Here is a 12389-nt window from a genome sequence, read left to right as displayed (position 1 = left end):
TCAAAACCTTTCAATAAATGAGTCATAAAAGGCGTCTAGAAATAAAATTTCTACGGAGTTCCCCCTCCCAAAAACATCTTAATTTTCTCTGTTTGTTCGTTATAGGTTTCTATTCCCAAATCGTTTAGCTTATCAATATAGCTGATATCATCAAATGGTACTTCTTCTCCTAGTTCCTTGTTTAATCTTAAATAATTTTTCTTAAGAAGTAATTTACAATGATAAGTTGTAGATTCTGAGGAAAGGTGAAGGGCTAGGTCTAATAGCTTTGGTGTTACTTTTAACGATGTAAAATTTAATGGAAGCCATTTTTGTACCCCCCAACCTTCTTGATCTATGTTGAAATTAATTTTTTGTAATCCTGTCCCCAACGACAATATTTCTATTTCACTAATGGAAGTATTAAAATAGTTTATTGCCTCTGTCATACATACTAATGAAGGGTTATTGGCCCATAAACCACCGTCAATGGATAGGTATTGATTATTGATATTGTTCGGCGGAAAATAGATGGGTGCTGAACAAGAAGAAAGAACAGCATCCCATAATTTAATAGATAGGTCATCATGGTTGGAGTGACCATAATTTGAACGAAAAATATAGGGTTTACCGTGGGTCGCGTCTACCGCAGGAATCAGAAGCGGTTTTTGGATATCCTCAAGAGTATAATCACCAAAAGATTTTTGAAAAAAATATCTTAAATACCGATCACTGTATACACTTTTAAAAAACCCAATCTTTGCTTGACGTTTAAAAATCTTTTTCCCATACTTCTTATAATGATTCATAACCTCGCTCATTTTTTTATTCAATGCAATAGAGGTTGCAATGATGGCACCTGTACTTGAACCAGCAATTAAATCAAAATGCTCACCTATCGGGGTACCGTATTCCTCTTCTATTGCTTGCAAAATAGCAATGGCATAAACACCCCTAATACCGCCACCATCCATACATAAAATTTTCATATAGTCACCTATTCATTATTCTTTTCAATTATTTGCATAATCCACTCTTTCAAGTCGATGATTCTCTTATGTTTTGGTTCTAAGTCCGTTCCAGTCACAATAAGTGGAAAATAAGCGTCCTGTTTATGAAGAGAGCCATGACTTGCTCCCCCAACATGAGTCGGTGAACCCTCTCCAACAAATTCGTATCCAGGCTTGGCGTCGACTATAAGATATTTACCCGAATGGGAATGAAGTGAACTATATAATCGAGCCAGTCCATCAGGGTAACGATCGTAAGAAATTTCGTTCTTTTCATTAATGGATAGATCTAGAACATTCGGGTTTCCTTCTAACGTCCAAGTTTGATTGTATGAATCCTTATATTCTCCATCGGGTTTGAATGTCAGCTGACCTTCACCATCTCCAGACAAAACATGGACCCACTCCCCATCTTTCCATGCGGTAAATCCGATACGTTCATCATGATTCAGTTTAGAAGCCACTTCTTCAAACGTTATTTCCTCATCTAACAGATATACAAAAGACATTCTTTCATTTAAACCTAAAACAATTTCATCTTTAACTTGAATCGGTTTACTAATTTGATGGATTTGGTAATCTGATAACAATTCTCTTAGGTCAATTAAAGCCTGACTTTCATCATTTATAACATCCGTTTGACCACTATCTCCCATTACAACCCACACGATATCTCTCAACGCATCTTCCCAAGTAGGATAAGTATTAAAAATTTCTTGCAGTTGTTGATCCGCTTTTTCGATTCCCTTTTTATCACTAGTGCCCATTTTGTGAACTGCCTTATCGTTTTCTGGAAAAAAGACTAGACTAAAGGATGGTACTCGGTCTTGATTAATTAAATATTTTAATTCTTTCGCAGCGAATTTATCGTTTAATCCAAAAGATTGCCATAAATAAGTGTAGTTATTTCGTGGATCTATAGTGGACAATAAGCCAAATGAAAAGTAATCGGGAGCTTTTACAGACGCATTTCGATCCATATAATTCATCATATTAAATAATCTTGGGACTTGTAATGGCTTAGTGTTATTACCACGATATATAAGGGCATTGATCGACGCAGATTGTTCTACTTCTTCATGCAACGTTTTGACTTGATTACTTAAGTGTTCTTGATTTAATTTAAAAACACTGTTCCTTAGAACCTCTTTTATCCCTAGCTTCATAATTTCCTTTCGGGCACTACCGTAACTTATAAACTGCTTCTTATTTTCATCGTACCAAACTAATGCAGGTACTCGATGCTCATCTGGGTATGTTCCCGTTAATAAAGAACCTTCTATTGATACGGACATAGTCGGATAACTGCTGATCATATCAGGATAATACTTGCCATGGTCTATTAGGAACTTCAGTGCTGGCGTTTTCCCATCCTTAATCGATTTTTGTAACGGCTCATCCATTAAAGAGTCAACAATAATCATCACAACAGGCTTAGATGATGGTATATTGGCAGGTTGATTTAATTGATTTGTTTTACTAAGCGGTTGAAATATATATATGTAAAATAAAAATAAGATTAATAAAATAATCAACACATATATGATTAATTTTAGCAAAATTAATGTCGCTCCTTTGTTCAAACAACAATAAGGTATCTAATATTTTTCCAAGTTAATGGTGATTTATACGGCATCAAAAAACACGCGTCTACTATAAGTAAACGCGTGTTAAGCTATTAAGTCATTGGTACTTGGTTAACGACTTTTCCATCGATTCTTTCAAAAATATCATCTAAATCACGACCTGTAATGGTTAAACCGTGATTCTTCAATCCGATCACCGCCCTAGACGGATCTTCAGAACTTCGAACTAAATCCGCTACAGCTTTAGCTAATTGGATGGTTCCGCAAGGATAATTGATTTCCGTGGCCTGAACACCGTCCATCCAAGCATGAATATGAACAATCGCACCAACATCTGGATACTCCTTATAAATCATCCAATGCTCAATGGCATCAACAGAAGCCCTTTTAGGCGTGATTTCAGGGGGAACTCTAATTTCCATAGCATTTTTATCACGGTTAAAACCCGTTATATATAAAATATCTTGTCCTACATTTCTCATATTTCCTTTGTCCACACCACTAGCACTCATCCAAAAATGACTTTCATTATCATCCCGACTACTTAAATTACCGTAACTTAATCCTCCGATTCCATACAATCTTTTCAACTGTCTCATATCACGAGGCGTTAAATATTCTTCTAATGGAAACGGTGCCGGCAGTAAGTTCATTTCATTAAGTTTCCTACCTGAATGATAGATCTTTTCCGTATGAATATTTCCGTTCCATAAACTTTGATCAAGATCATCGTAAAATTCATTATTTATAACTAACTCTGATGAAGCAACTGGTTCTAACCGTTCAAATACTTTCTGGAAAAATGACTCATCATCACCATCATATCTTATTTTATAGAATCCTTGTTCAGGCGTAATAAAATAAAATTCTACATGATCATCATGATGTAATACATAAATCAAATGGTTAGCTAAAGACCGAATCAAGTAAGGATAAGCCGCCTTGAATATGTCTTCAGGTTTTTCGTGCTCCTCTATAATCGATACCACAAAGGTGGCTTGAGCTTTTCTTCTAAATGGACGTGGCTTCTGTCGGTCTAAAAGGTTAAATACAATTCTTATATTGTCCTCTGGTTCCTGTAGATAGCGATAACCTTTTTCTGTGAATTTTTCTCTAATATTATTCATAAACCACGTTAGAAATGAGGTTTCTTGATGACCGGCTACAGTAAATGAGTGCATGTTAATCCCTCCTTCTTATTTAAGGTTCAAACACTACTTTAATGGCTGACTTTGTTCCTTTCCTTGAGGCTGTAGATAAAGCGTTTTTATATTGTTCAAGCGTAAATTGATGCGTCACCAGTGAAGATAGATCTACTTTTCCAAGACGCATTAATTCAATCGCAATATCAAATGTTCTAACTCTCTTTCCTTGATAATCTTCCGTACTATAAGCAAAGCTGCCTGTAATATCTAATTCATTAAGCCAAATGGTTGTCCAATCTATTCCATCCATTATTCCTGCCAACCCTAACAGAACTACTTTCCCACCATTTTTTGTAAAACGTAGACCATCATTAATACTTTGTTTTTTTCCAACACATTCAAATACTATATCAGCCCCACCCAATATAGTTTTAGGGCCAAATATTGGTTTTAATACTTTTCCTCCAAGTGTGTCTGCCAATGTTGAGGTATAATCTTGATCCCCTAAGAAGACCACTTCATCTGCTCCATAACGCGTAGCGAATTCAGCTTGAATATTGTGTTTCGTTAAAGATACAATTTTACATTTAATATCGAGGGCTCGAATGGCAGCTATCACACATAACCCAATAACCCCTCCACCAATCACAAGAACTGTGTCACCATCTTTTGGAGGGTTCTGTAAAACACTATGTAATGCACAACTAAATGGCTCCACCATGACACCATTTAAATCATCCACTTCAGGGGGTAACTTAAATATTTGACTTTTATGGGCTACGATATAAGAACTCCAGCCTCCACCTGTATCTCGGCAAGTACCGGTTAACAATCCTGGGGATAAATCCCCCTCCGTTTTATGTAAGCACAAGCTAAAGTTACCCTTTTGACATTCAGAACAAGGTTCTAAAAACCCTCTCGGTTCACAAGATAGGATGGGATCAACCACCACCCGTTCTCCTGTATTGAACTGATTCGCTTTAGAGCCTACTTCGGCAATTTCTCCTACAATTTCATGTCCGATCGTGAAAGGAAATGAAGCAAAAGGAGACGTAGCTGGACTATCGTTTAGGAAGATTAGGTTAAGGTCACTTCCGCATATACCACCATATTTAACTTTTACCTTTACCCAATGTTCATTGGGTAAATTTAAATCGGCTCGTTCCTCTAACCTTATACAGGAAATCTTTGAATTCCAGTAATGCGATGGACTAATTTTCCCTGCAATTTTAGTCATTACATAGCGTGGTAGCCTATAATCAAATTGAATCGCTTTCAACCTAATCGTCCTTTCGTCTACAAAACTAAATTGAATCATCTTAATAGAGGGGCATTACAAGAGAAACCCATGGAAATAGAAAGTTTTCATATAGGCTAACTCGTTGAAAGTTGAGGGTGAATAAAAAGAAAAGGAAAACTGTAGAAGAACATAAACTGGTGAGTGTATAATCATTTATAACCTTCAACCAAAAAAGAAGTCGTCTTCTATTTCGAAGACGACTTCTAACTAGCGAAAATATATGAATTTACTTATTAATTTTATCCATTATATCAAAAGGTTGATTTGACGCTATTAATCAAACAAATATGGAGACGGTGGGAGTCGAACCCACGTCCAAGGATATCATCACTTAAGCTTCTACGAGCGTAGTCGGTATATTATCATTCGCCAACTCTTCAGCCTACCGACAGGCTTCCGAGTGGCTAGTCTGATTAGTCTCTTCTAGAATCCTCAGACGGCGAATTCTAGCGTAGCCCGCTTAGTTTGAGACCCTTCAATCTGCCACACGGGCGATGGCAGGAAGGATCCTGTAGAATCTGCTTACGCAGCTACAGCGAAATCGTTTTGTTTGCCAGTTATTATTAACTGATGACGTTTTACGAGTCGTCGCCTCGGCTCGCTACTTAAGCTCGACCTATCCCTGTCGAATCCGTAACGTCCCCGAATAAACAATCAATATCCATTTGTATTCAATATTATAACACGCACATTTACAATTGAAAATGGAAAAACTTGCTTAGTAGTTATCCTTTAAAGCACGTTCAACGTCGCGTTTCATCGCTTTTTGTTTCAAGTCTTCACGTTTATCATATTTCTTTTTACCTTTACCTAAACCGATTAGAAGTTTAGCAACGCCATTTTTAATATAAATTTTTAAAGGAACTAATGAATAACCTTTTTGCTGCGTCTGGCCAATTAGCTTATTAATTTCTTTTTTATGAAGTAACAGTTTTCTCGCACGAGTCGGTTCATGGTTAAATTGGTTACCTTGTTCGTATGGTGAAATATGCAAGTTATGAACATAGGCTTCTCCATTTGAAATCCTTGCGAAGGCATCTTTTAAGTTAACGCGTCCAGCACGAATGGACTTAATTTCAGTTCCTTTTAATACCATACCCGCTTCATAGGTTTCTTCTATAAAGTAATCATGACTAGCTTTTCGGTTTGTCGCAATGGCATTTGGGTCTTTTTTAGCCATTTCTCTTCCTCCTCACTGCATAACGTTATTTTATCAAAAACAGCACATGTTTCAAACTAAACATTTTAATAGACAATAACGAATTCAATATGGCAATATTAGTAATTAGATAAGATTTATTAGGGGGAAACGCCATGATTGACACCATACAAATTAGGGCTTTGACATTAGATGATTTAGATACGTATAAACAAATGCATACGGGTATTGAAGATGATTATATTATACGAATCTTTGACCGCTTGACGACGAATGATGAACATAAAGTATTCGGTTTATTTGTTGATGGACAATTAGTATCGATTGCTGGTTATACTATATTTGCTGATGAATATGCTATGCTTGGGCGCTTAAGAAGTGATCTCCGTTATACAGGTAAAGGGTATGCCACTCAAATCATGCAATATGTTGTGAGCCAGCTTAAGAAGTTACCAGAGATCAAATGGATTGGTGCTAATACTCAATTGCACAATTATTCAGCACTTAGAGTTTTGGAAAAATGTGAGCTTCCCCAAATAAAAACATTTCACGCCTCGACTTTAGTTAAACCTGAATCATTATCATATGCAAAGGGTCCGATTTGGACTCCAATCACATCACTTGAAGAAAAGCGCGAATGGATTTCAACCATCGAAAATAAACCTGATATTATTTTTCCTTATCAAGCTTATTATCCATTCCCTGCTTCACCTAAGCTTTTTAAGGATGATGAAATTAAAGATTGGTACTTCTTCAAGAATCCAATTGGAGACAGAGTATTAATCATTTACCATGATCAGAAAAAATATGATTATGCGCATGTTGTTTATTTATGGGATGACTTATTCAAGCAACCTGGTTTGTGGGAAACCATTTTTGAGACACATAAGTTATTCCAGCAACAATACGGTGAAGACACCATGATTCGGACAGATTTAACTGATGCTTCAAGAAAAGATACGAATGATGAAGCATTTGAAATTCAAGATCCATGGGTTTTACACGGAGAGTGGATCTAAGAACCGAACGTTCATTTAAAACGCCACAGCTTCTAACTGTGGCGTTTTAATTATTTCTTATTTTTACGCGGCTTTTTGTTCAACTTCTTCGCTTTTATCACTTTTTCATCGTCGTCTTTTTTCTTCTTCTTTTGTTCCATACCAACGATTTCAAAGTCAATTACGCGTTCTTCAATATTGGTATCGACGACTCGCACTCTGACTTCATCACCAATTCTAAAAATATTTCCGGTTCTCTCACCAATCATGACATGGTGTTTATCATCAAAGTGGTAATAATCATCGGTTAAATAACTGACGTGAACTAGACCTTCTATGGTATTCGGCAGTTCCACAAACATGCCAAAGTTAGTAATGGAGCTAATAATTCCATCGAACTCTTCACCGATTTTATGACTCATAAACTGAGTTTTCTTGAAGTCATCTGTCTCGCGTTCAGCATCAATCGAACGTCTCTCCATCTCAGAAGTATGGCGCGCGATATCTGGAAGTTTATTTTTCCAATCATCTTGTGTATCAATCCCTATATCGCCTTCAATTATATAAGTTCTAATTAATCGGTGAACAATGAGATCTGGATAACGTCGGATTGGTGACGTAAAATGTGTGTAAAACTTCGTCGCTAATCCAAAGTGCCCGACACTTTCTGGTGCGTATCGTGCTTTTTGCATCGATCTCAGCATAAGCTTCGATACAATTAAGTCCTCTTTACTTCCTCTAATTTCTTCTAAAAGTCCTTGTAAAGCTTTAGGATGAATTGTATCAACCGAACCTTTTATCGTATAACCAAGATTCGCAATAAATTCAAAGAACGTTTGTAATTTACCTGGATCTGGATCTTCGTGAATACGATGTATGAACGGAACATCCATCCAGTGGAAGTGTTCAGCAACGGTCTCGTTAGCCGCTAACATGAAATCTTCAATGATACGTTCTGCTTCACCTCGTTCTCGTAATACAACATCGGTTGGATTGCCCTGATCATCGACTAATACTTGAGCTTCTTTGAAATCAAAGTCAATGGCACCACGAGCCATACGCTTTCTCCTTAAAATATGAGCAAGCTCGTGCATATCTTTAAACATCGGAACAAGTGGCTCATAACGTTGGTTAAGCTCCTCATCACCGTCTAAGATAGCATTCACATCTACATAAGTCATGCGTTCTGTCGTATTAATAACGGCTTGAAAGATTTCATGGCTCACAATGTCACCACTTGAATCGATTTCCATCTCACATCCTAACGTGAGACGATCTACTTGAGGGTTTAAAGAACAAATCCCATTGGATAAACGATGTGGAATCATCGGTACCACGCGGTCAGTTAAATAAGTACTTGTACTACGTTCAAATGCTTCTTTATCAATTGGAGAGCCTTCTTTAACGTAATAAGAAACATCCGCAATATAAACTCCTAACAAATAATTTCCGTTATCTAATTTTTGAACGCGTACAGCATCATCCAGGTCCTTCGCATCTGCACCATCAATCGTTACAATTTGTTCGTTACGTAAATCTTTGCGATTACCAATCTCACTTTCTGAAATTTCATCAGGTACTTCATTCGCATGTTTCAATGTTTCTTCATCAAACTCGGCTTTAATTCCATGTTTATGAATGATGGATAAGATCTCAATCCCAGGATCATTCTTGTGTCCTAAAATATTTATAATTTCCCCTTCAGCACTTTTACGCCCTTCAGGGTATTCAGTAATTTTGACAATAACCTTATGCCCATCCACGGCTCCACCAGAATTTCCTTCACGAATAAAAATATCATTCGGAATTCGTTTGTCATCAGCAATCACAAATCCGAAGCGTCCATTATCTTGATAAGTTCCAACAATTGGCGCATTATTTCGTTCAACGATACGCACGACAATACCTTCTGGACGGTTACCCGTTTCAGACGGTGTTTCAACCCGAACTAATACTGTATCCCCGTTCATCGCAGTCATTAAATCTGATTGGTGAATATAAATATCAGACTGATCTTCATCCTCAGGAATTAAAAAAGCGAATCCCTTAGAGTGCATTTGAATACGCCCTCTTATAAGGTTCATCTTTTCAGGTAAACCATAACGATTTTTACGGTTTCGTACAAGCTCGCCTTCATTTTCAAGTTCATTTAAATTCTTCATTAAAATTTGTAATTCATCACTTGAATGAAGCTCTAGCTCTTCTTGTAAATCGGTCACACTCATCGGTCGAGTGGCTTCTTCTTCAAAGAAATTTTTAAGTCGTTGCTTTAGTTTTTCCATATCGTCACCTCATTTCTATTATTCGGACCAATCTATTTTTTCTAAAAATTGATACACATCTTCATGAACTTGTTCCTTATAATCACTTAATGTAATGACGTGCGGTGCCCCTTCATACCACTTAATTTCTTTAACATCGGATTCCACATTATCATAAATATATTGAGCACTATCTTTGTTAATCATTTCATCTTCTTCAGCTTGAAGGACGTATGTCGGAGCATAGATGGTATCGACTTCATCATGAACTTCTTGAATGAGCTTGCTTAGTGACTGAAATGTTTCATCTGAATTCTCAATGAGTTCATCAATTTCTTTTTGGATTTCATCATCATCTTTTTGCTGTAACTGCTTATATTCTTTCGCAAATTGACGAAAACCTTGCGTCAATTCTTCAACATTATCGAAGAAAACGGGTGAACAAATAGGAATAACAGCTTTGACAGGCTTGTTATAAGCGAGACGTAATGCCATCACTCCGCCTAATGAAAGACCTGCTACAGCAATTTCATCATAGCCTAAATTTTTAAGATGTTCGTAACCACCTAGAGCATCTTGCCACCAATCTTTTGCAGTAGACTGGACTAACTCTTCAGGAGGTGCTCCATGTCCTTTATAAATCGGAGCATGTGTCGTATAACCTTTTTTCTCTAAAAATCGCCCTAACATTCTCACATCTGCCGAATGTCCAGTGAATCCATGTAATAATAAAACTGCTCGATTTCCTGCTTCAAATGTAAATGGTTCTGGTTGTTTGATTTGCATATGAATCCCCTTCCGTTTCTATATATTAGTTTCCCTAATTAACATACGACTAATCATCGCGATTGAAAATTTTTTCACAAAGAAGACCCGCCACATGGCGAGCCATATATGAAAAAATATATTTATGTAAGATAAAAAAACAGTAAGTTTATACTTACTGTTTTCAGGCCCATGAATTTATTAAACAATATAACCTAATAAAAACGTAATGATCATAAATGCTACACCAAAAATAATCGTTAATCGATGTAAGACACCATCGATTCCACGAGCTTTTTGTTTACCAAATAATTGCTCAGCACCGCCAGAAATAGCACCAGATAAACCAGCACTTTTACCTGACTGTAATAATACGACAACAATAAGTCCAACAGTAGCGATAAATAATAGGGTGACTAAAAATGTATACATTCTATTGACCTCCTAGTTCATACGGACAATTCCATAATATAAATGTAGCACAATTATGAGTTATTTCGCAAGTTGATTTTATTGTTAATGACTTATTTAAAAACAAAAGCCGCCCAAAGGCGACTTTTGTTATGCTTCATCACTAATCGATGGTTTATTCTTTTCTATATCTTTTTCTGTTTCAGATACAAATAATGCACAAGTAGCATCACCCGTAATGTTAACTGCTGTACGAGTCATATCTAGTAATCGGTCAACACCTAGAATTAAACCAATTGCTTCAACTGGTAATCCAACTTGATCTAATACCATAGCTAACATAATTAATCCAACACCAGGTACCCCGGCCGTACCAATCGATGCAAGAATCGCAATAAGAAGGGCTGTCATAAGTTGTGTAAAGCTTAAGTCTACAGCATAGACTTGCGCAATGAAAACGGTCGCAACACCTTGCATAATAGCCGTACCATCCATGTTAATGGTAGCACCTAAAGGTTGAACGAAACTACTCACAGATTTACGAACACCTAGTCGTTCTTGAGCCGTTTTCATACTGACCGGTAATGTTGCACCACTACTTGCTGTACCAAACGCAACACTCATAGCTGGTGCAAAGTTTTTAAAGAACCACCAAGGGCTCTTTTTCGCAACAAACTTAACGACAGCACCATAAGTGATGATGGCATGAAGGATTAAGGCAAATAAGACAACGAAGAAATATGCTGCCATTGATTTAATAGCGCCTATCCCTGCTCCACCAACCGCTGATGCAATTAGACCAAACGCACCGAATGGAGCTGTGTACATCACAATCATGATTAAGTACATAACAAGTTCGTTACCCTGTTCAAATAAACGATAAATGCGGTCTGTTTTCTTTGTTAACATAGCTAAACCAAAACCGATAAAAATGGCAAAGAAAATAATTTGAAGCATTTCCCCACTTTGCATAGCTTCAATAGGGTTAGTTGGTATAATGTTCACTAATGTATCAACCACAGATGGAGCCTCAGAACTTTCAAAGTTTGCCGCTTCTTCATCTAACAATCCAGGTTCACCTGGTTGAACGATAAATGCTAGCGCCATCGCGATTGTAATCGCTACCGCAGTTGAGAGTAAGAAAAATAGAATAGTCTTTCCACCAATACGTCCTAACTTTTTAGGGTCACCAATATTAGCTGTACCAAGAACAATTGAAATGAAGACGATTGGGATCACCATCATTTGAATAAGACGTAAGAAGATATCACCTAATGGCGCAAAGAAATACTTATCTACTGGACCAAATAGGTCAGGAGCAAATATATTCATTCCTAAACCGACTACTAGACCGAGTATTAATGAGTAGATAATGTACTTTGTTAAGTTTTTCATCTTTTCTCATACCTCCCTTGATGACGTACAATAGTTTGTGTAAAACTCTTGAAGACAAAAAAAGAGGCAGGGTATCCTCAGAGTAAACAACGAAATCAACTCATGAAAGGAGATGCCCTACCTCATGTTTACAAGTATAGGACAAAACAACCTCGAAAATCAACTGGACGAATTAGTCCGCTCTTTCGTCCAAGAGAAGCTAGAAACAATTATGAAGGAAGAAATGAATCAATTTTTCGAAGAAAATCCTGAGCTAAAAAACTATAAGAACGGCAGTTACGGTCGTCAATTGGATACGAAATACGGTCGCATCCAAGACCTTCAGGTGCCACGAGATCGAGAAAACGCATTTCAGACACAAGTGTTCCAACCCTATCAGC

At 37.0% G+C, this 12389-nt stretch carries 11 protein-coding genes and 1 other RNA gene; 2 read left to right on the top strand and 10 right to left on the bottom strand.

Going from position 1 to position 12389, the window contains the following annotated elements; all coding sequences use genetic code 11:
• Positions 1–50 precede the first annotated feature (50 nt).
• The 6 genes from BMY57_RS06545 to smpB form a co-directional block, all read right to left on the bottom strand.
• On the bottom strand, positions 51–968 hold the full coding sequence (locus BMY57_RS06545) for a CBASS cGAMP-activated phospholipase (protein ID WP_091773230.1): 918 nt from the start codon (positions 966–968) through the stop codon (positions 51–53).
• Between the two features lie 8 nt (positions 969–976).
• Positions 977–2548, bottom strand: a complete 1572-nt coding sequence (locus BMY57_RS06540; protein WP_091773229.1) for an alkaline phosphatase family protein — start codon at positions 2546–2548, stop codon at positions 977–979.
• Between the two features lie 119 nt (positions 2549–2667).
• Positions 2668–3756, bottom strand: coding sequence for a class II aldolase/adducin family protein (locus tag BMY57_RS06535; RefSeq protein WP_091773228.1), 1089 nt, complete (start codon positions 3754–3756; stop codon positions 2668–2670).
• Between the two features lie 19 nt (positions 3757–3775).
• Complete coding sequence (locus BMY57_RS06530; RefSeq protein ID WP_091773227.1) at positions 3776–4999, bottom strand: zinc-dependent alcohol dehydrogenase; 1224 nt, start codon at positions 4997–4999, stop codon at positions 3776–3778.
• Between the two features lie 306 nt (positions 5000–5305).
• Positions 5306–5664, bottom strand: a transfer-messenger RNA (tmRNA) gene (gene ssrA, locus BMY57_RS06525).
• A 74-nt stretch (positions 5665–5738) separates the two neighbouring features.
• Positions 5739–6200 carry an SsrA-binding protein SmpB gene (smpB, locus tag BMY57_RS06520; RefSeq protein ID WP_091773226.1) on the bottom strand — a complete coding sequence of 154 codons (462 nt, stop codon included), beginning with the start codon at positions 6198–6200 and terminating at the stop codon, positions 5739–5741.
• A 134-nt stretch (positions 6201–6334) separates the two neighbouring features.
• Here smpB and BMY57_RS06515 point away from each other — a divergent pair, with 134 nt between their 5' ends.
• A complete protein-coding gene (locus BMY57_RS06515) occupies positions 6335–7198 on the top strand; it encodes a GNAT family N-acetyltransferase (RefSeq protein ID WP_091773225.1) in 864 nt (287 codons plus the stop codon).
• A 50-nt stretch (positions 7199–7248) separates the two neighbouring features.
• Here BMY57_RS06515 and rnr read toward each other — a convergent pair whose 3' ends face one another.
• The 4 genes from rnr to BMY57_RS06495 all read right to left on the bottom strand — a co-directional run bounded on the left by rnr (position 7249) and on the right by BMY57_RS06495 (position 12009).
• Positions 7249–9459 carry a ribonuclease R gene (gene rnr / locus BMY57_RS06510; RefSeq protein ID WP_091773224.1) on the bottom strand — a complete coding sequence of 737 codons (2211 nt, stop codon included), beginning with the start codon at positions 9457–9459 and terminating at the stop codon, positions 7249–7251.
• Positions 9460–9477: 18 nt separating this feature from the next.
• Positions 9478–10224 carry an alpha/beta hydrolase gene (locus BMY57_RS06505; RefSeq protein WP_091773223.1) on the bottom strand — a complete coding sequence of 249 codons (747 nt, stop codon included), beginning with the start codon at positions 10222–10224 and terminating at the stop codon, positions 9478–9480.
• A 180-nt stretch (positions 10225–10404) separates the two neighbouring features.
• Positions 10405–10635: a preprotein translocase subunit SecG gene (secG, locus tag BMY57_RS06500; protein WP_091773222.1), complete on the bottom strand. Its 231-nt coding sequence runs from the start codon at positions 10633–10635 to the stop codon at positions 10405–10407.
• A 129-nt stretch (positions 10636–10764) separates the two neighbouring features.
• Positions 10765–12009, bottom strand: coding sequence for a dicarboxylate/amino acid:cation symporter (locus BMY57_RS06495; protein WP_091773221.1), 1245 nt, complete (start codon positions 12007–12009; stop codon positions 10765–10767).
• 124 nt (positions 12010–12133) lie between these two features.
• Between BMY57_RS06495 and BMY57_RS06490 the strand changes: the two genes are divergently transcribed.
• Positions 12134–12389 (top strand): transposase (locus BMY57_RS06490; protein WP_177176343.1); only part of this gene is annotated, 256 nt, incomplete at its 3' end.

This window comes from Piscibacillus halophilus (assembly GCF_900110685.1).
Classification (GTDB): Bacteria; Bacillota; Bacilli; order Bacillales; family Alkalibacillaceae; genus Piscibacillus; species Piscibacillus halophilus.
Note: the sequence above shows the minus strand (reverse complement) of the source record. Positions and strands in the feature narration are given on the sequence as shown.